The following is an 18,917-nucleotide window of genomic DNA, read 5'->3' as shown; positions in this document are numbered from 1 at the left end:
CTGACAGGGCTGTCAATGCTGGGAGGCCAGCCAACGGGCCGACGCAAAGTGATGTTTCATTCGCGGATAAGTTTGTCCGATGACCAGGGAATGCCGGGGAAAAAATCATGATCGAGAATTTGGCTGATCGTGTACGGGCAATCGACGGGAAAATCCCGCTCTCTCAGACCGGTCTCGTCGGCGGCTTTCAACTTCGCTATTTTGAATTCCTGACCAAGTTGTTTTCCTGGATAGGTTTTCAGGCTAGGACTCTCATCGAGTAGATTTTCGATCCGAAATCGCTGTTCGTGGATCGTCGCCAACCAACCGGTTTTGCGTTTTTCAGGCTGAAATTCCCATTTGAGCAAATGCTGGAGCAAGGTGCCCAATCTGCTCGCAATTTCCCTCTTGTCGCTCCGCCCCAGGCTCTCGATCTCCTCGGCAAGATTCTCGCGATCGAGGTCAGAGAGACGACCTTCGCGCAATAGTGCGCCCTGCTCGGCGCACCACACAGCATAGTCGGTCTCGTAGGGTGTAGACTTATGCCGGCGCTGTATTTGGATCTTGTTCATGGTCGCATAATGCGCCGTTTTCGATCTCAAGCCAACCGTAGCTGCGCCGGCCCACGATTCAGTATCAGAACAGGAAATACCGCTGCGCCATCGGCAGCACGGTCGCCGGCTCGCAGGTCAACAACTCGCCGTCGGCCCGCACCTCATAGGTTTCGGGATCGACCTCGACATGCGGCGTGGCGTCGTTGAGCACCATGGAATGCTTGCCGATGCCGCCGCGTGTGTTCTCGACCGCGATCATCGCCTTGTCGACGCCCAGCCTGCCTTGCAGGCCGGCGTCGAGCGCCGCCTTCGAGACGAAGGTGACCGAGGAATTGGTCAGCGCCTTGCCGTAGGCGCCGAACATCGGCCGGTAATGCATAGGCTGCGGTGTCGGGATCGAGGCGTTCGGGTCGCCCATCGGCGCCGCGGCGATCGAGCCGCCGACCAGCACCATCTCCGGCTTGACGCCGAAGAAGGCCGGGTTCCACAGCACCAGATCGGCGCGCTTGCCGACCGTGATCGAGCCGATCTCCTTCGACAGGCCATGCGCGATCGCCGGATTGATCGTGTATTTGGCGATGTAGCGGCGGACGCGGAAATTGTCGTTGTCGCCGGTCTCGCCGGGCAGCGCGCCGCGCTGGCGCTTCATCTTGTCGGCGGTCTGCCAGCAGCGGATCGCCACCTCGCCGACACGGCCCATGGCCTGGCTGTCGGAGGAGATGATCGAGAAGGCGCCGAGGTCGTGCAGGATGTCCTCGGCGGCGATGGTCTCCTTGCGGATGCGGCTCTCGGCGAAGGCGATGTCCTCGGGGATCGACGGCGACAGATGGTGGCAGACCATCAGCATGTCGAGATGCTCGGCCAGCGTGTTGACCGTGTAGGGCCTCGTCGGATTGGTCGAGGACGGGATGACGTTGGGCAGGCCGCAGACCTTGATGATGTCGGGCGCATGGCCGCCGCCGGCGCCCTCGGTGTGGAAGGCGTGGATGGTGCGGCCCTTGATGGCGGCAACAGTGTTCTCGACGAAACCGGACTCGTTCAGCGTGTCGGTGTGGATCATCACCTGCACGTCGTAGTCGTCGGCCACCGACAGGCAGCAGTCTATTGCCGCGGGCGTCGTGCCCCAGTCCTCGTGCAACTTCAGCGAACAGGCGCCGGCCAGCACCATCTCTTCCAGCGCCGCCGGCTTCGACGCATTGCCCTTGCCGGACAGGCCGATATTCATCGGGAAAGCGTCGAAGGACTGGATCATGCGCGCCATGTGCCAAGGGCCTGGTGTGCAGGTGGTGGCCAGCGTGCCATGCGCGGGACCCGTGCCGCCGCCAAGCATCGTCGTGATGCCGCTCATCAGCGCTTCCTCGATCTGCTGCGGGCAGATGAAATGAATATGCGCGTCGAAGCCGCCGGCCGTCAGGATCTTGCCTTCGCCGGCGATGATCTCGGTGCCGGGGCCGATGATGATGGTGACGCCGGCTTGCGTGTCCGGATTGCCGGCCTTGCCGATCGCCGCGATGCGACCGTCCTTCAGGCCGATATCGGCCTTGACGATGCCTAGGAGCGCATCGACGACAAGCGCGTTGGTGATGACGGTATCGACCGCGCCGCCCGCCCGTGTGACCTGGCTCTGGCCCATGCCGTCGCGGATCACCTTGCCGCCGCCGAATTTCACTTCCTCGCCATAAACAGTGAGGTCCTTCTCGACCTCGATGAAGAGCTCGGTGTCAGCAAGCCGCACCTTGTCGCCGACCGTCGGGCCATACATCTGCGCATAGGACGCGCGGGTTATCCTGGCCATCAGCGATTGCTCCCGGAATTCAGGTTGCCAAAAACAAGGTTGCCAAAAGTAAGCTTGTCTGAGCCAGGGCTGCACATTGTCGCCATCCAATGGTCACGCAATGACCCGTTCGGCGACACCTTGCGCGCCCATTTGGCGGTTGAGGTGCCCGAGTCAGCCCAAAACGACCGTTTGCCAAACCGATGGAAGGAACATCCATGCGCAGAACGATAGTCATTGCCGCAGCCGCCACCTTGATGATGGCAGGCACTGCCGGCGCCCAGCAGCAGCCGACGCCGCAGCCCAGCCCGGCGCCGACCGCGCCCGCTCAGGCCGCGCCGAAGGGCCAGCCCGCGGTGCCGGCGATCCAGAGCGTCAACATCGTCGACATCACCGAACTGCCCAAGGACACGCAGACGCAGGTCAACCAGATCGTGGCGCAGCGCGGCGATGCCGGCCTGCAGACCTTGCGCAAGTCGATCGACGCCACGCCCAAGGTGAAATCCGCGCTCGAAGCCAAGGGCGTCAGCTCGGCGCAGGTGATCGCCGCCAGCATGCAGCCCGACGGCGCGCTGACGCTGATCACCAAGAAGGCCAGCTGATTGCGCGCCCTGGCGGACCGCCTTGCGGTCCGCCAACCATATTTTGAAGAGAATGCGGGCCGCCTTGCGGTCCGCCGGCCAGCTTTTGAAGGGAACCTGCGGCCAGGCAGGGCCGTTTCGCTGTTTTCGCCCCGCCACGAGTTCAGTCAGGAGCGAGCGATGGCGAATGCCCCGCCCTTTGCAAAATGGAGTTCCGTGGTTGTCGCGACGGTTCTCATGGCCGTGCCCTATGCGGTATCCGCGGCGCAACCCTTGGACAGCAACAAGCCTGCCACCGCAATCGTCGATTCCGACATCCGCCAGGAGGAGACGCTCTCCAGGACGGAAGCCGGAAAGGTCATCACGGCCATCGACCGCACCCGCGAGAATATCGGCACGGTGCGCAAGACCACCAAGCTCGACACGGTCGACATCGTGTTCCTGACCGATGCGGCGCGCAGCGAAGGCGGACCGCCGCCGGCGATCGAGAACAAGGTGAAGCAGCATAAGGACGACGTGGCCGAACTGCGCCAGGAGATCGAGGCGAATGCCCTGCTCTTCAACGCGATCGATTCGCGCCGTGTGCAGGCCGAGGACGTGCTCGCGGTGGAGTTCGACAATCCCGGCAGGATCGTCATCTATGCCGCCGCCAAGCCCCCGAAGTGATGGCCGCCGAAGCGATGTGGGCGCGCCGGCCGCCGTCACAGCTTGCCCATCACCTTCTGCTGGAAACCATAGACCTCGCGCTTGCCGCCCAGCGGCACGAGCGTGACGTCGCGCTCCTGCCCCGGCTCGAAGCGCATGGCCGTGCCGGCGGCGATGTCGAGCCGCATGCCGCGCGCGCGTTCGCGGTCGAATTTCAGACCCTCATTGGTCTCGAAGAAATGATAGTGGCTGCCGACCTGGACCGGCCGGTCGCCACTGTTGGCGACCTTGAGCGTCACTGTCGGCAGCCCCTTGTTGAGCTCGATGTCGCCTTTGGCCGCGATGACTTCGCCGGGGATCATCGCGCCCTCACAGAACGCCGAAGGCGAGGCCGACGCCGACCGCAGCACAAGCGGCGCCGGCGGCGCGCGCCAGGCCGCGGAAGCGCAGGCCGAAGCCGAGACCGGCCGCAATGCCGATCCCGTGGAGCAGCGCCGTGGCCATCGCAAAGCCCGCCATATATTCCAGCCCGCCCGCATTTTCCGACACTTCGGTGCCGTGGGCATGGCCATGGAACAGCGCGAACAGGCCAATGATGGCGACCCCGGCCGAGACCGGCAGGTCGACCGCCAGCGCCACCAGCAGACCGAGCGCCACGACGGAAGCAAGGATGCTCGATTCGACGAAAGGCACCGGCACATGCAGCATGCCGAGCGCGCCGCCGGCCAGCATCACGCCGACGAAGGCGAGCGGCCAGGCCCAGATGGCCTTGCCGCCCTTCATAGCCGCCCACAGGCCGACGGCGATCATGACCGCCATGTGGTCGAGGCCGGACAGCGGGTGCGCGAAGCCGGCGGCGAAGGACGAGGTCGTGCCGATGCCGACATGGGCTTCAGCCGGCATCGCCGCGGCGAGCAACAGGATGACGGCGAGCGTGCTGCGTTTCATCGAGGCGGGGATCATCTTTATGCCCTTCCAATTGATCTGGTTAAGCGGCTTTGCGCGGGCCGCAGCCTTCGGCCTTGAGCACGCGTTTGGTCGACGGCGGATATTTCGCCAGCTTCGCCGCCGGCCGGATCGGCCGCGGCGCGAAATTGCCGCCGCAATTGGGGCAGACGCCGCCAAGCACATTCTCGACGCAGTCGGCGCAGAACGTGCATTCGAAGGTGCAGATCAGCGCATCGCTCGCCTCCGGCGGCAGATCCTTGTCACAGCATTCGCAATTCGGCCTGAGCTCCAGCACGGGTCGTTCTCCTCACCTGATCGGTTCGTGCACGGTCACCAGCTTGGTGCCGTCGGGAAACGTCGCCTCGACCTGGACGTCGTGGATCATCTCGGCAATGCCGTTCATGACCTGGGCGCGGGTGACGACATGGGCGCCAGCCTCCATCAGCTCGGCGACCGGGCGGCCGTCGCGCGCGCCTTCGACGACGAAGTCGGTGATCAGGGCGATGGCTTCGGGATGATTGAGCTTGACGCCACGCTCCAGCCGTTTGCGCGCCACCATCGCCGCCATGGCGATGAGCAGCTTGTCTTTTTCACGCGGCGTCAGATTCATGCGATGTCCCGGTATTTCAGGTCAGAGTGACCACAATTTAGGCAGGCCCGCCCGCCCATTGAGCAGTTCGACGAGCGGAACCAGCCGCTTGCGGAGCTGGTAGCCGTCGCCGGCACAAAGCCTCGCAAGAAGCTTGCCAGATCGGCCGACGCTCCAGAAACTGGCGCCGCCCCGGCCGCTGATGCTGGAATCGCCGATGATGGCGCGGGCCGGCTCCAGCAGGCTTTCCGCCTGCGGCGAAACGAGCAGCAGCGTGGCGACGGCCAGCGCGCCGCCAGTCGCCGCCGGCCGCCGGAGCGTTGCCGCGATATCCAGACCGATCCGGAAATCCTCCGCATGGATCAGCGCGCCGCCCTGGCGAACCCGCCAGCGGTCATGGAAACTGCCGGAGAGCGTCCGCTCGCCCATGGCCAGCCGGCCGAACAGCGTGGCTTCGAGTATCAGCGCTTCGGCATCCTCGGCGAGATCGACATCCAGCGTGCGGGCGAAAGCGGCGCGGTCGAAAAGGATGGTTTCCTGCGGCAGCCAGGCGATGCGGCCGCCCGGACCGACCCGCAGGCCAACGCTCGTCTCGGCCCTGTCGGCGGCGGCGCGGTAGACCTTCTCGCAGGCCTGGGTGGTGACGGAAGCGGAAGCGTCGGCGCCGACCTCGATCGCCCAGCCGAGACGGTCGCCACCGGTCAGCCCGCCGGCGGTGTTGATCAGCACCGCCTCGAGCGGATCGCCTTGCACCGCCGGCAGGCGGATTTTGGCCGATCCGTCCTGGTAAAGCCGCTGCAGGCGCGTGCGGCCGCCAATCTTGCCGCACAAAAGCCTACCCAGGCCGGCAACACGTTGCGTGGCGGGCAAGGAAGCGGTGGCCAAAGGCGAGGCAGGTTGGGATGTCGAGGTGTTGCCGATCCTATCCATGATCCCAGGTTAAGCACTCCGGTGGCTTTGTCGATATCGCTTGTTGCTTGACATCGTTTCGGTTTCTATAGAGGGAAGCCACCTTGGAGCGGTCGCGTGGTGCCTGGCGAGGTAAGGGCGCGGCGTTTGTTGGATCCGGGGATCAAAAAGGGGCGCTGATCAGTCGGCGTCGGGAAACGACAGGGAAGAAACCGAATGGCTGACCAGCTGACGACCGAGATCATCGAAAAGATCAAAGCGCATGCCGATACCGGCGGCGAGGAGATCACCACCAGCACCGATCTCGGCACGCTCGGCATCCATTCGCTGGAACTGACCGAGATCATCTTCGATCTCGAGGAAAAGTACGGCATCGAGATCGAGATGAACACGGTCGACGCCTGGAGCAATCTCAAGAACGTCGGCGACATGGTCGAGGCGGTTCGCGAACTGATCGCGAAAAAAGCCTGACTGCATGCAAAAACGCGTCGTCATCACCGGTATCGGCGGGATTTGCGGGCTTGGCAACGATGCGCCGGCGATGTGGGACGCCATGCGCGCCGGCCGCTCGGCCATCGGCCCCATCGACAATCCGTCGCTGCATGACCTGAAGGTCAAGACCGGCTGCGAAATCAAGGAATTGCCGGACCACGGCATCGACCGCAAGCAGGTCGTGTCGATGGACCGTTTCAGCCTGCTGGCGGTGATCGCGGCGCGGGAAGCGATGCGGCAATCCGGACTGGTCGCGCATGCCGACAACACCTACCGGATGGGCGCGATCGTCGGCATCGGCGTCGCCGGCTTCGAGACCATCGAGGAGAATTACCGGGCGATCCTGCTCGAAGGGCGCAACCGCGCCGCCATCTTCACCGTGCCGAAAGTGATGCCGGGCGCGGCCGCCGGCCAGGTCAGCATGGCGCTCGGCCTGCGCGGCCCTGTTTTCGGCGCCACTTCGGCCTGTTCGTCGGCCAACCACGCGATTTCCTCGGCGGTCGACCAGATCAGGCTCGGCCGCGCCGACGTGATGGTCGCCGGCGGCACCGAAGCGCCGCTGGTGTGGGGTGTGCTGAAGGGCTGGGAGGCGCTCAGGGTGCTTTCGCCCGACACCTGCCGGCCGTTCTCGGCCGATCGCGCCGGCCTGGTGCTCGGCGAGGGCGCCGGCATGGCGGTGCTGGAAAGCTACGATCACGCGATGGCGCGCGGCGCCACCATTCTGGCCGAGATCGGCGGCGTCGGGCTTTCGGCCGATGCCTCCGACATCGTCGCGCCGACCGTCGAGGGACCGGAAGCGGCGATGCGTTTTTGCCTGGCGGATGCCGGACTCAATCCGGAAGACGTCGACTACCTCAACGCGCACGGCACCGGCACCAAGGCCAACGACCAGATCGAGACGGCGGCGATCAAACGGGTCTTCGGCGAACATACCCGTTCGCTTTCGGTGTCGTCGACCAAGTCGATGCATGCGCATTGCCTCGGCGCCTCCGGCGGGCTGGAGATGATCGCCTGCGTCATGGCGATCCGCGACGGCGTCGTGCCGCCGACCGCCAACTACCGCGAGCCGGACCCGGAATGCGACCTCGACGTGACGCCCAACACGGCGCGCGAGCGCAAGGTGCGCGCGGCGCTCAGCAACAGTTTCGCCTTCGGCGGAACCAATGCGGTGCTGGCCTTCAAGGCGATCTGATCGCAGCCATTGGGTTGACTGTGTGTGCACGGATAGAGCGGTCCACCGTTTCACGGAAACGGCGAACCGCTCTATCTCTTTGTTTTTACGCAATTCCGGACGGAAAACCGCTTTTCCTGGAATTGCTCCAGCCGCTTGCCGGTGTATTGATCCTGGTCGGCCAGGGTCCTAATTCTTTCTTCACCCGCCATGAGCGCCGCCCGGCGCCAATCCGCCTCCGGAGTTTCCGATGACCGACCTGTTCGCCTTTCCGATCGCCAAGCGCTGGCCGGCCGAGCACCCCGAGCGCCTGCAGCTTTATTCCGCCACGACGCCCAACGGCGTGAAGGCGTCGATCGCGCTGGAGGAGATCGGCCTGCCCTATGAGCCGCATTACGTCGATATCGGCAAGAATGAGAGCTGGACGCCGGAATTCCTGTCACTCAACCCGAACGGCAAGATCCCGGCGATCATCGATCCGGATGGTCCGGGCGGCCGGCCGATCGGCCTGTTCGAATCCGGCGCCATCCTGCTCTACCTGGCCGACAAGACTGGCAAGCTCATCCCCGCCGATCCGGCGCGGCGCTATGAGACGATCCAGTGGGTGTTCTTCCAGATGGCGGCGATCGGCCCGATCTTCGGGCAGGTCGGCTTCTTCCACAAATTCGCCGGGCGCGAGATTGCCGACAAGCGACCGCTGGAGCGCTACCGCGACGAATCGCGCCGGCTGATCGGCGTGCTCGAAACGCGGCTGAAGGGCCGCAAGTGGATCATGGACGACGATTACACCATCGCGGACGTGTCGATGCTGGGCTGGGTGCGCAATTTGATCGGCTTCTACGAGGCGCGCGACCTGGTCGGCTTCGACGATTTCCCGACCGTCGCCGAATGGCTGGAACGCGGCCTGGCACGGCCGGCGGTGAAGCGGGGCCTCACCATCCCCGCGAAGGGCTGACGCTGGCTTCGGAAAACCGTGCTAGCGGCGAGCGCTTCGGCGCCGCCCGATTTGTTTAAACTCTCAATGGCCTATTTCGCCTTGGCCTTCGTACCGCCCCGGCCGAATACGGAGGCCGCTAGCCTTGCGGTGGCGACGACCGCTCCGGTGGCGACGCTGGCCACGGTGCGGATCGGACCCGACTTGCCTGCCGCCGGCCGCGTTGCCGGCTTGGCATGCTTGGCGCTCTTGGCCGCGACCTTGTGGATCGCGCCGGGCGTCACTTTCTTTGGCGCCGCCTTGCCGAAACTCGGCTTTGCGTCTTTCGTTGTCGCCGGGCCGGCGCCAGGCTGAGCCTGCGTCGTCCCGGATTGGTTGGCCCTGCTTTTCTTGGCCACGGGTTTTCTGCTGTTGGTTGCCATCTGACGGCTCCTGCTCTTTTTCTTCGCAATTCGGGACGGAAAGCGGCGTGCACCTTCCTGGAATTGCTCGGATGCCGGACAATTCGGGACAGGGTCATAACGGCGTGAAAACCTTAAAGTTCCCGCCGGAAAATATTGAAAATTGAGCAGGTTAACCAATCACCGAGGTCATTGACCAATGACCCAGTCATCAGCCAATGACCATGTCGGCCTGCCGGCGCCGCGCCAGCACGCGCTCGATGTTGGGCATGTCATTGGAGGCGATCCAGGCGCGGGCGTCCTCGTCCGACTTGCCATGCTCCCGCCAGCGCTCCATCAGGCGGCGCTCGAGTTCATTGCGCGGCACGTCGACGAAGATGGTGAAATCGAACAAAGGCGCCAGCCGCGACCACGGCTCCTCGTCGAGCAGCAGGTAATTGCCCTCGACCAGGATGAACTTGGTGTCGGCGCCGACGATTTCGGCCGCCGCGCGCGACAGTTCGATGCTGCGATCGAACACCGGGATGGCGATGTCGGGCTCGCCCGAGCGGATGCGCTTCAACAACGTCTCGAAGCCGGCGAAATCGAAGGTTTCCGGCGCGCCCTTGCGAGGGCGAAGGCCGCGGCGGTTGAGAATGATATCGTCATAGTGGAAGCCGTCCATCGGCACGACCTCCGCGCTGCCCTCAGGCAAAAGCTCATGCAAGGAAGCCGACAGCGTCGACTTGCCGGCGCCGGGCGGACCGGCGATGGCGACGACGAAGCGCTTGGCCCTACCGGCGCGCTTGAAGATGGCGGCTGTGATATGGGCGATCTCGGACATCGGCTGCTTTCCGGCTGCGGTTCGGCCGGCATCTTGGCGGTGAAAGGCGGAAATTTCAAACCTCGTTCTAGATGCCAAGGTTTCGACCGCGTGTTTGGCAGTTTCCCGCCTTCGAGATTAGCCGGGACGCCTGTCCGTTCGTCATCCACGGGCGAAGCCCTGGAATGACGAATTCCTGGAACGCTCTGCCCCTGAGCCTTACGCCGGAACAGAACGGCCGATGCGCAGGAAGCCGCCGTCGAACGGCAACTCCCGCGCCGCGCCGCCGGTGGCGAGGACGCGCAGGCGGTCAAACGCCGATTCCACCCCGGCCGGCGGCTCGGCCTCGGCGAACGGCACTCCACCGATGACATGGCGAAACGACACCGACCGTCCCTCGGCGAGCGCGAAGGCCGTCGCCACGCCTTCCTGCTTCAACCAGTTGTCGCCGAGCGAGGCGGCGTGGCCGACGGCCGTGCGGCCGTCCTCCATGCCGAGCACGCCGACGTGACGGCCGCTCCAGGGCGCGTAATCGCGGCCGCCATTCGAAAACCACAGCATCGTCACCGGCAGTTCGGCCGGGTTCTTCAGCACCAGCACCAGATTCTGCTCGGCGCGCCGCGCAATCGCCGTCCAGCCCGGACCGCCGTGATCCGCCTCGACCAGCGTGATGAAATCCTCGCGCCTGTCCTCCATGCGGTAGTCGGTGAGGTCGGTGGTGCCGCCGGCGGCGAGCGGGAACCGCGTGAGGTCACTGGAGCGGGCCGGATAGGCCAGCATGGACCGGCCCCGCGCCGGATCGGGCTCCGGCGGCGTCGGGGGCGTGACCGCCATGCGCTTGGGCGAGAAGGCCAACCGGCCGCCGCCCGTCATCACCGTCATCGGATGATGGGCGACGGAGATCGCGCCGGAACCGCCGGAGAATATGTGCTCCTGGTAGAGGAAGGGATGGCCGTCGCGCAGCGTGAAGACCTTGTCGATGGTGGCGCCCATCACCTTGCGGCGCAGCCGGAACACAGCCCGCCAGCCGCCGGCAACCGCGCCGTTCTCGACGACGTCCCAACCACTATTAGCCGACCAGCCATGCAGGGGTGCAGCCTCGACATCGCTGGTGGAGAATGGCGCGCAGAGGAAATCGCCTGAGAGGCGCACGGTGCCTTCGGGCAGGTTTTCCGGCAGGCTTTCGCGCGGCGAACCGACCCAGGGCGCGCGGTGCAGGGGTTTTAGAACGCGGCCGTCGGCTTCGATGTCCATGGCGGCGACATGGCCGACCGCGAGATCAAGCGAGACCGAGATGCCTTTTGCGCCAATCGTGACGGTGTCCATGGATGCCTCCCGCGAATCTTTGCGCAAGGAAAACCTGACCGTTGGAGCGCGCGCAAGCGGGATGACCGGCATTTTGCATCAGGCACGACCCGAACCGCAAACTTATGGCCGCAGGCGCTGCCCCTCATTGCCCTGCCGGGCATTTCTCCCCGTTAACGGGGAGAAAGAAGCCTGCTACTGCCTTTTATACTCCCTGACCGGCGATTTCGTGCCGTCGGTATAGGTCACCTGCACCGCCATCGATGTCACGTCGCCCTTGACCTTGAAGTAGGGCTGGTAGTCGGACGGAATCGCATAGGGGTCCTTGGCGTCGCAGGGCGGCATCTTGATCTCCTTGTCGAGCGTCGTGCCGTTCAGGCTGTAATGCACCGCCTTGATGGCGCAGCGGTAGGACAGCATCTGGGTGAAATAGACCAGGCCGCGATTACCACCGGAATCGAAGGCGATCCACGAGGTCCAGAACTGGTCGAGAATCTGCTTGTTGCCCTGCTGCAGCGCGCCGTCCGGGTCGAAGCGGATGTCGAACGGGCCGGTCTCGCGGCCCCTGATGTCGAGATATTTGACGGCGATGTTGGTGGCCGCGGTGCTGTCGGGCAATTCGAAGCTCGGATTGGGCATCGGCTTGCCGGTGCGCTGGTCGTTCATCGCCATCACCCCGGTGTCGGTGAACGGACCGCTGTCGCCGAGCCGCCAGGAGATTGCCGTCGCCGGTTCGGGCAGCGAGATCGTCATCGACCAGCCGGCATTGGAGCGCATGGGCGTCAATGTCGGCACGAAGCGCGACGGGTCGAGCACGTCGCCCAGCGCCGTCAGCCGGGTTCGGCTGCGGTCCAGCCAGTCGGCCAGCTGCGTCTGGTCGACGAAATATTTGAGCAGGCCGCCGTCCTTCTCATAGGAGACGAATTTGGTCAGTGCCTGCGCCTCGCTGCGCTTGTCGGCGAGCGTCTGGCTGCCGAGACGATCCTCGGAGAATTCCTGCGCCAACAGGAAGTAAGCCGGCGCGTATTCCGGATTGGCCGCGATGAAGGCGTTGAGCTTGTCGAGCCGCTGCGCATCGTCGAACTGCAACAGATGGACGAGCTTGATCGAAGGCGACTTGGCCTTTTCGGCAAGCTGGCCGAAGACTTCGCGGGCACCGGCCTTGCCGTCCTGGACCCTGAGCAGCGTGGCGAAGCGCGTATAGGGGTCGATGGCGTCGACATCGAAGCCGGCAAAGGCGAGGTAGGAGCGGCGGGCGTTGAGCATATCGCCGGCGAGCTCGTAGACGCGGGCATTGTGGTAGAACTCGTCCGGGCGCTTCGGGTCGGCGATCGCGCCGCCCTGCGCCGAAAGCTGCGCAAAGCCCTTGGCGATCGTGTCGATGGAAACGGCGATCTGCTCGGTCGTCGCCTGCAGCTTTTGCGCCTGCGCCTGCTGCTGTTGCTGGCCGGCGGCCAAGGTGTCGGTGGTCTGCTTCACCGCTTCGACCGTTTTCTGGGTTTCGGCGCCTTGTTCGGTCTGCTTGGTCTGCGTCTGCGCGATCTCTTCGGTCGTCTTCGCCACCGTGTCGGTGGATTTCTTGACCTCCTCGACGGCCTTCTGGGTTTCGGTGACGGTCTTTTCGATCTTCGCCACCTTTTCGGAGACGATGCCCAGCGACTGCTGCAGCTCGGCGACCGCCGGCACGAGGCTGGCGATGACGCCGTTCTGCGAATTCGTCTCCTGCTGGATGCCGTAGACGCCGCCGGCGATCGCCGCGGCGCTGGTGGCGAAGATCAGCGCCGGCATGGCTTTCGCCGCCAGCACCAGGCGCAGCACCATGGCGATGGCGATGATCAAAGCCGTGACGGCGGCGGCGAGCGCGATATAGGCGGCAAAGGGCCCGAGCGGGTTGAGCACGTCGCCGACCGCGCCGCTGACAAAGGCGAAACTCGCCGCCCATTTGCCGGTGCGGCTGAGCGACGCCCTGAGCAGCGAGGTCGTACCCGTGGCGATTTCCGACATGCCGATCCCCCCAAACCAAGCCGCGACATATTAGCGGAAAGGTGGGGCGGATGGCAAAGCGGGTCGAGCCGGGCGCTGACGGCCCCTCACCCAGCCTCCGCTTCGCTCGGCTGACCTCTCCCCGAGGGGAGAGGAGATTGTCGACGCCGGCGCCAACCTCTTCTCCCCTCGGGAGAAGGTGGCCGCGAAGCGGCCGGATGAGGGGCGGCGCCAACATCGAAGGCAAAGGAGCCTGCTTAGCCCCCGAAAGCTGGGCAAATGCCTTGTCATGCGCGTTAACCAGTTGGACGCGGCGGATGGGTTACGTTAGCTTCGCCGCGTCTCAGCAACAGTTTTAGAACAAGTCTTGCCCCGTCCCTTCCCTCTCCTGCAAAAACTCATCGCCATATTGGCATTGCTCGCGCTGGTCGCCGGCTGCACGACGGCCGCGCCGCCGGAAAGCGTGCTGACCGTACCGGCGCAGCCGCAGAAATATGCGGCGATCGTGGTCGATGCCTCGACCGGCAAGACGCTGTTCGAGGTCAATTCGAGGTCGCAGCGCTATCCCGCGTCGCTGACCAAGATGATGACGCTCTACATGCTGTTCGAGGCGATGGAGAGCGGCCGCGTGACCAAGGAGACGCGTATCCCGGTTTCCGACCACGCCGCCTCGCAGCCGCCGACCAAGCTGCGCTTCCGGCGCGGCGAGACGATCGACGTCGATTCCGCCATCCGCGCCATGGTGGTGAAGTCGGCGAACGACGTGGCGGTGGCGGTGGGCGAATATCTGGGCGGCGGCTCGGAGGACCAGTTCGCCGCCATGATGACCGCCAAGGCGCGCTCGCTCGGCATGAGCGGCACCAATTTCCGCAACGCCTGCGGCTTGCCCGACGACGGCCAGGTGACCACGGCGCGCGACATGGCGGTGCTGGGCATGGCGCTGGAAAAGCGCTTCCCACAGCATTTCCATTATTTCTCCGAAAGCGACTTCATGTTCCGCGGCAAGCTGGTGCGCGGCCATAACGACATGCTGGGCCGCGTGCGTGGCGTCGACGGCATCAAGACCGGCTACATAAGGGCTTCGGGCTACAACATCGTGACCTCCTACAATGCCGATGGCAGGCACCTGATCGTGGTGGTGATGGGCGCCGACTCGGCGCGCCAGCGCAACGACCATGTCGAGGCGCTGATCCAGCGCAGCGTGGGCCCGATGACGGCGGATGCCGGCCAGCCCAGGCTGATGTATTCCGGGCAGCAGCCGTCGGCCGCGCCGCTTCCCGGCTTGCCGCAGGCGGACTCTGGCTTGCCGGGATTGCCGCCGCCTCCGGCCGCGCCTGCATCACCGCTGCCGGGTTCGCCGGCGTCCGATCTGCCGTCGGCGGACCTGGCGTCGCCCACTTCGCCGCTGCTGCCGACGCAGTAGAGGCGGGTCGCGAGGAACGCCTGCCGCTCCTGCGGAATGACGCCTGAAGGACGGCGAAGTCCGTTCCTTCGTCATTCCAGGGCGGAGCAAGGAGCGAAGCGGCGCGCAAACCCTGGAATGACGAAGCGCGGAGGCGCGCCTCCCTAGCCCTATCTCACCACCAGCACCGGGATCTGCGTCAGCGACACCACTTCCGCGGTCTGGCTGCCGAGCACCAGCCGTCCCAGTCCGCGGCGGCCGTGCGAGGCCATGACGATGAGGTCGCTGCCTTCCGCGCCGGCGACCTCGAGGATCGCCTCGGCGGGGGTGCGGTTCTCGATGTGCAGGGTCTTCGCACCGACGCCCTTCGCCTCGGCCTCGGCCTTGCATTTGGCGAGCAGCTCGCTGGCATATTTGCGCGCGCTTTCCTCGTAATTGACCAGCTCGTCGGCGGCGACATAGCCCGCCATCGCGCCGCCCCAGGCAAGCGCCGGGAACGGCTCCGAGACGGTGACGAAGGCAACGCTGGCGCCGAGGCCCTTGGCCAGCTCCAGGCCGTGGGCGACGCCCTTGCCGGCGAGTTCCGAGCCGTCGGTGGCGATCAGGATTTTCTTGTACATGGTGGCGATCCCTCATTTCTCGGGGCGACGCGCCCCAACTGGCGGAGCCTGAACGCTCAGGCCTGGTTTCGATATAGTCAGCCTATCAGGCCAGCCACAGGGGCCGGCTTGATCTGGATCAAGGCCAGCCGGCGGAGACGATTGCGCCAGGGGGTGGGCGCGAGATCGCCAGCGGCGCTCCCCTCTCCGTCTCGGCTTCGCCGAGCCACCTCTCCCCCGCCTTTGGCGGGGGCGAGGAACCCAAGCTTGGGAGGTCGCGCCCTCGGCGATTGGCGTTTCCTCGCCCCCATGAAATGGGGGAGAGGTGGATCGGCGCGCAGCGCCGGGACGGAGCGGGGGCTGCGCAGGCCTATGCAATTGCCTCAGCAGCCGCCCCCCCGCCCAATCACAAGAACTTGTTCCGTCACACGCTCTTCACACTGACCATGGATATGCCGCGCCGGCTTGGCGTATCGTAGCCGCGAAGCCCCGCGAACAGGAGCACTGAGCATGGCCGGCGACCCGAAAGCACCCGCGCAGAAGCAAGCCGACAACGAGAACGACATCGCCGGCGAATATCTCGAGGCCGAGACCGTGTCGGAGGGCGACGAGCACGCCGCCGACGAGATCCTCGAAGCACCGGAAGTACCGGATTCCGAACCGCATTCCGAACCTCATCTTCCCGGCGCTCCCAGGATCAAGCCGAAGAAAAAACCCTCGGCGATATCGGGGCGAAAATTTCGCAAGCGCGACCTGGTGCGCGTCGACGATCTGCGGCCGAGCCTCGCCGACCGCATCCGCTCCGACCATCCCGACCTGCCGCGCGGCGCCCGCGTCAGCCGCGAGGAGCTCGGCCGCTACCGCATGCGCTACATGGAAGAACTGCTGCAGCAGGAACACGGCGAATTCTCCGAGCTCGACCGCCAGGTGGTGGAATCGATCGCCAAACAGGACACGATCTCGGAAAACTCGGAAGAGGAGTTCGAGGAACACCGGACGTTTCCCGACCGCGTCTCCGACTCGATGGCCGCCTTTGGCGGCAGCTGGTGGTTCCTGATCTCCTTCGCAACCATCCTCCTGGTGTGGATCGGCCTCAACCTCGTCCAGGGCGAATCCAAGGCATTCGACCCCTACCCGTTCATCCTGCTCAACCTGATGCTGTCCTGCATCGCCGCCATCCAGGCGCCGGTGATCATGATGAGCCAGAAGCGCCAGGAGGTGAAAGACCGCCTGCGCTCCTTCAACGAATACCGCGTCAACCTCAAGGCCGAGCTCGAAGTGCGCCACCTGCACGAAAAGCTCGACTATTTGATCTCGCGCCAATGGACGCGGCTGGCCGAAATGCAGCAGATGCAGCTCGACGCGATGAACGAGCTGGCCAGCGCGAAGAAGCAGAAGCACGCGGCAAAGCGGGCCGTGAGGCGCAAGGCGGCGAAGGCGCCGGCGGAGGCGTGAGGCGAGGAGCTTGGGTTCCTCGCCCCATGCAGTGGGGAGGTGGCTCGGCGAAGCCGAGACGGAGAGGGGAGCGCCCTATCCGATCGTCGTCGGAACGGCGATCAACCCACCAGCCCCGCGCACAATCGCCAATTGGCCGTTGAAGCCCGCAGCGGCTTCCGCTAAGAAGCCGTGGCTGGCCGGCTCACCGGCTAGTTCGTTTTCCGGTTTCCCGGGAAGCACCCGTAGCTCAGCTGGATAGAGCGCTGCCCTCCGAAGGCACGTGTCAAGCCGGTGGGTGACGAAATGGAGAGAAAAAGAACTTAGAAGATCAAGAACTTACACGAGGGAAGTCCGGTCCCTCACAGTCGCGGAAATTCCGCGTAAGCACTGCGTAAGTGAGATGCACCCGTAGCTCAGCTGGATAGAGCGTCGCCCTCCGAAGGCGAAGGCCACAGGTTCGAATCCTGTCGGGTGCGCCAAAACTGCTGGGACCTTTAGACTACGAATCTGGGGGTCAGGAGTTCGAATCTCTTCGGGCACGCCATTCCATCCAATTGAAATTGCTTGCCTTTTTGGCTTCGCCAACGCAACTGCACCGGCGTGAATTCCAGAATTCAGCCGGCTTTTCAGCCGGTTTTGGAAGAACGGACATTCCTTCGAACCATATCGCAGCCTGGCGAATGGTGGCCCGCCTGTTGGTCAACAGACGACTCGATCAGATTCGCACGGATCGGGCTGGCGGTCGTCGCGGTCGCTAGGTACGCGCATGGGCACTAGTGTTGATGTTGCCGGCTTCCTGACGCAAAACGGAGGGAATGACAGTCCGAAAAAAGGCTAACCGTCTTCAGTTGCCGCCGGTCGTCGCTGGCGAATGGCGCGGTGAGATCGTCGGCTCAGCCAACGTCAATTTTGGCCAGGTCGTGCAGCCAGGCCCGCCCCGTCAATCAGTCGAGTTCACCTATGTCATACTGCCTGCGTCGCTCATCATGCCGAATGCAGCATTCAGATGGCCCGGGATCGTTATGATCATGGCCCCCACTCCCATGAAGACGGAACATCCCGACGCGGGCGTTCTTTTTCAAACCGCAGAGCTGCCGTCGCTGAGCTTATCCCTCGACGTCACCAGAGCGCAGTTTTCGGACATGCTGCCACGCTTCGAGGCGAAACGATTCAGGGATTTTTACTTCACGGTAGAGGAGAAGGACGCAAAGGGAAGGTGGCCGGTGCGAAGCTGGGGCATGGGAACCGCCCTACTGTGACTGCCTACCGACTATAGTCGCAGGCTGCTGACAGTCGCAACGATCTGTCAGCCGGTCTTGCGGTCAGCCGGGACGGATTCGTCGGTCGTCTCGGTATTCTTATCAAGTAACGCCAATTCCTCCCCCAAGGTGGAAATCAAGGACGCCACACGGCCACGCACCCGTGGACGAAGCTGCATCAGCCCTTCAATGAGGCGCCGGCCTTCCGCGCTGGCGATAAATTCGATGCGCTACTGCTGGGCTTTGGCCATGCTTGGAAGACGCGGGGCGTGTTGGTTCCGCCAATGCCTTTCGCAATTGCATCACTCCTTTGGAAAAGTTGGTCGCGGCAGGTTCCCCCTCGCGAGACTAGCCAAACTTCCGAATGAAAGGGAGTTGATAACCGCGAGAAACGGCCTTGCACAGTCAGTTCGGCTCTGTCTGCCCACCGATCCGACCAACGTCCTCCAGGACCGAGCGGATTTGCGGCCAAGGAAACTCGGCATCGTCTTTCGACGGCTGCCCCTCCCTGAGTACGGCGTCAAGCTTGGCTGCTACGCCGGCAAGGGAGGTAGCTGGCGTTTCTGCCAATGACTCAAGCAACGTGTCCGCCCGATCGGCCGCCTCACATTCAGCACACAACGTGGCGGAATAGCCAATCACTTGGTCGAAGGCATCCCAGCGCGCCTGATGCGCCGCGAAATCGGCTTCGGCCTTCGCACCGACCGCCACGTCAACAGAACCGGCGCGAAGCACATCGCGAAGCGCCTCAAGTGAAAGCACCGTAGCGGTCTTACCATCGGTCAACTGGATCATCATATTGGGAAAGCCAACGGTTTCAGCAAGCTTCCGCTCCAAACGCTGCTGCTCGCGGCTCAGTTGTTCAGTCTCCTCGTAAGCAGCTTGCCACTTACGCCACATCGCCACCGCTGGATCGGCTGGTTGGTCTCTTTCTAAGTCGCTGTGGGCAAGCGCTTCCTGCTGCGTCCCCACCGTTGCAGTTGCTGCTCGGGGAAGTGTCCTCCTGCGCGTGACGAAAGGCAAAGTCGTGCTATTGTCGGAATCAGCCATGATCCGAGCTCCAGACAGCTTGGGATGTGGTTAGGCCGAACGGCGTGTCGTAGCACGTCGTTCGGCTGAGTATCGCAAACCACAAATTACGTACATACCGTAC

Annotated in this window: 21 protein-coding genes and 1 tRNA gene; 9 read left to right on the top strand and 13 right to left on the bottom strand. The window is 64.3% G+C overall.

The window, feature by feature from the left end; genetic code table 11:
• Nucleotides 1-56: 56 nt before the first annotated feature.
• Together FJ471_RS05480 and ureC are read right to left on the bottom strand one after the other, a co-directional pair.
• Nucleotides 57-551 (bottom strand): DUF29 domain-containing protein, encoded by a 495-nt coding sequence (locus tag FJ471_RS05480; protein ID WP_140802141.1) that lies wholly within the window; start codon nucleotides 549-551, stop codon nucleotides 57-59.
• A 64-nt stretch (nucleotides 552-615) separates the two neighbouring features.
• Nucleotides 616-2,331 (bottom strand): urease subunit alpha, encoded by a 1,716-nt coding sequence (ureC, locus tag FJ471_RS05475; protein WP_181179179.1) that lies wholly within the window; start codon nucleotides 2,329-2,331, stop codon nucleotides 616-618.
• Nucleotides 2,332-2,525: 194 nt separating this feature from the next.
• On the opposite strand from ureC, the gene FJ471_RS05470 reads away from it, so the two are divergent.
• Both FJ471_RS05470 and FJ471_RS05465 read left to right on the top strand, forming a co-directional pair.
• Nucleotides 2,526-2,909 (top strand): hypothetical protein, encoded by a 384-nt coding sequence (locus FJ471_RS05470; protein WP_140802139.1) that lies wholly within the window; start codon nucleotides 2,526-2,528, stop codon nucleotides 2,907-2,909.
• Between the two features lie 216 nt (nucleotides 2,910-3,125).
• Nucleotides 3,126-3,554, top strand: a complete 429-nt coding sequence (locus tag FJ471_RS05465) for a hypothetical protein (RefSeq protein WP_246684621.1) — start codon at nucleotides 3,126-3,128, stop codon at nucleotides 3,552-3,554.
• Nucleotides 3,555-3,589: 35 nt separating this feature from the next.
• Here the strand turns inward: FJ471_RS05465 and FJ471_RS05460 are convergent, their stop codons facing one another.
• The 5 genes from FJ471_RS05460 to FJ471_RS05440 are packed head-to-tail and all read right to left on the bottom strand — an operon-like array spanning nucleotide 3,590 to nucleotide 6,000.
• Nucleotides 3,590-3,895, bottom strand: coding sequence for an urease subunit beta (locus FJ471_RS05460; protein WP_140802137.1), 306 nt, complete (start codon nucleotides 3,893-3,895; stop codon nucleotides 3,590-3,592).
• 7 nt (nucleotides 3,896-3,902) lie between these two features.
• Complete coding sequence (locus FJ471_RS05455; RefSeq protein WP_140802136.1) at nucleotides 3,903-4,496, bottom strand: HupE/UreJ family protein; 594 nt, start codon at nucleotides 4,494-4,496, stop codon at nucleotides 3,903-3,905.
• Nucleotides 4,497-4,521: 25 nt separating this feature from the next.
• Nucleotides 4,522-4,776: a DUF1272 domain-containing protein gene (locus FJ471_RS05450; RefSeq protein WP_140802135.1), complete on the bottom strand. Its 255-nt coding sequence runs from the start codon at nucleotides 4,774-4,776 to the stop codon at nucleotides 4,522-4,524.
• Nucleotides 4,777-4,788: 12 nt separating this feature from the next.
• Nucleotides 4,789-5,091, bottom strand: a complete 303-nt coding sequence (locus FJ471_RS05445) for an urease subunit gamma (RefSeq protein ID WP_140802134.1) — start codon at nucleotides 5,089-5,091, stop codon at nucleotides 4,789-4,791.
• A gap of 21 nt (nucleotides 5,092-5,112) precedes the next feature.
• The gene (locus FJ471_RS05440) at nucleotides 5,113-6,000 is read right to left on the bottom strand and encodes an urease accessory protein UreD (RefSeq protein WP_140802133.1); all 888 of its coding nucleotides are present in this window, start codon (nucleotides 5,998-6,000) and stop codon (nucleotides 5,113-5,115) included.
• Nucleotides 6,001-6,195: 195 nt separating this feature from the next.
• Between FJ471_RS05440 and FJ471_RS05435 the strand changes: the two genes are divergently transcribed.
• The 3 genes from FJ471_RS05435 (at nucleotide 6,196) to FJ471_RS05425 (ending at nucleotide 8,597) form a co-directional block, all read left to right on the top strand.
• Entirely contained in the window at nucleotides 6,196-6,450 is a 255-nt protein-coding gene (locus tag FJ471_RS05435) for an acyl carrier protein (protein WP_126063251.1), read from the top strand.
• Between the two features lie 4 nt (nucleotides 6,451-6,454).
• Nucleotides 6,455-7,663, top strand: a complete 1,209-nt coding sequence (locus tag FJ471_RS05430; RefSeq protein WP_140802132.1) for a beta-ketoacyl-[acyl-carrier-protein] synthase family protein — start codon at nucleotides 6,455-6,457, stop codon at nucleotides 7,661-7,663.
• 229 nt (nucleotides 7,664-7,892) lie between these two features.
• Nucleotides 7,893-8,597 carry a glutathione S-transferase N-terminal domain-containing protein gene (locus FJ471_RS05425; RefSeq protein ID WP_140802131.1) on the top strand — a complete coding sequence of 235 codons (705 nt, stop codon included), beginning with the start codon at nucleotides 7,893-7,895 and terminating at the stop codon, nucleotides 8,595-8,597.
• A gap of 71 nt (nucleotides 8,598-8,668) precedes the next feature.
• On the opposite strand, the gene FJ471_RS05420 is transcribed toward FJ471_RS05425, so the two are convergent.
• From FJ471_RS05420 to FJ471_RS05405, 4 genes are all read right to left on the bottom strand, one after another.
• On the bottom strand, nucleotides 8,669-8,998 hold the full coding sequence (locus FJ471_RS05420) for a hypothetical protein (protein WP_140802130.1): 330 nt from the start codon (nucleotides 8,996-8,998) through the stop codon (nucleotides 8,669-8,671).
• Nucleotides 8,999-9,188: 190 nt separating this feature from the next.
• Nucleotides 9,189-9,800 (bottom strand): nucleoside triphosphate hydrolase, encoded by a 612-nt coding sequence (locus FJ471_RS05415; protein WP_140802129.1) that lies wholly within the window; start codon nucleotides 9,798-9,800, stop codon nucleotides 9,189-9,191.
• A 198-nt stretch (nucleotides 9,801-9,998) separates the two neighbouring features.
• Nucleotides 9,999-11,105 (bottom strand): hypothetical protein, encoded by a 1,107-nt coding sequence (locus FJ471_RS05410; RefSeq protein ID WP_140802128.1) that lies wholly within the window; start codon nucleotides 11,103-11,105, stop codon nucleotides 9,999-10,001.
• A 174-nt stretch (nucleotides 11,106-11,279) separates the two neighbouring features.
• Nucleotides 11,280-13,088 (bottom strand): methyl-accepting chemotaxis protein, encoded by a 1,809-nt coding sequence (locus tag FJ471_RS05405; protein WP_140802127.1) that lies wholly within the window; start codon nucleotides 13,086-13,088, stop codon nucleotides 11,280-11,282.
• 346 nt (nucleotides 13,089-13,434) lie between these two features.
• Here FJ471_RS05405 and FJ471_RS05400 point away from each other — a divergent pair, with 346 nt between their 5' ends.
• On the top strand, nucleotides 13,435-14,490 hold the full coding sequence (locus FJ471_RS05400) for a D-alanyl-D-alanine carboxypeptidase family protein (protein WP_140802126.1): 1,056 nt from the start codon (nucleotides 13,435-13,437) through the stop codon (nucleotides 14,488-14,490).
• 149 nt (nucleotides 14,491-14,639) lie between these two features.
• Here the strand turns inward: FJ471_RS05400 and FJ471_RS05395 are convergent, their stop codons facing one another.
• Nucleotides 14,640-15,089 carry a universal stress protein gene (locus tag FJ471_RS05395; RefSeq protein ID WP_140802125.1) on the bottom strand — a complete coding sequence of 150 codons (450 nt, stop codon included), beginning with the start codon at nucleotides 15,087-15,089 and terminating at the stop codon, nucleotides 14,640-14,642.
• Nucleotides 15,090-15,578: 489 nt separating this feature from the next.
• On the opposite strand from FJ471_RS05395, the gene FJ471_RS05390 reads away from it, so the two are divergent.
• The 3 genes from FJ471_RS05390 (at nucleotide 15,579) to FJ471_RS05380 (ending at nucleotide 17,764) form a co-directional block, all read left to right on the top strand.
• Nucleotides 15,579-16,523, top strand: coding sequence for a DUF1003 domain-containing protein (locus tag FJ471_RS05390; protein WP_140802124.1), 945 nt, complete (start codon nucleotides 15,579-15,581; stop codon nucleotides 16,521-16,523).
• 384 nt (nucleotides 16,524-16,907) lie between these two features.
• A tRNA-Arg gene (locus FJ471_RS05385) sits at nucleotides 16,908-16,984 on the top strand.
• 336 nt (nucleotides 16,985-17,320) lie between these two features.
• A complete protein-coding gene (locus tag FJ471_RS05380) occupies nucleotides 17,321-17,764 on the top strand; it encodes a hypothetical protein (protein WP_140802123.1) in 444 nt (147 codons plus the stop codon).
• Nucleotides 17,765-18,169: 405 nt separating this feature from the next.
• Here the strand turns inward: FJ471_RS05380 and FJ471_RS05375 are convergent, their stop codons facing one another.
• Entirely contained in the window at nucleotides 18,170-18,814 is a 645-nt protein-coding gene (locus tag FJ471_RS05375) for a hypothetical protein (RefSeq protein WP_140802122.1), read from the bottom strand.
• Nucleotides 18,815-18,917 lie beyond the last annotated feature (103 nt).

The organism is Mesorhizobium sp. B2-7-1 (assembly GCF_006440735.1).
GTDB lineage: Bacteria > Pseudomonadota > Alphaproteobacteria > Rhizobiales > Rhizobiaceae > Mesorhizobium.
This window is presented reverse-complemented; position numbering and strand designations above follow the sequence as displayed.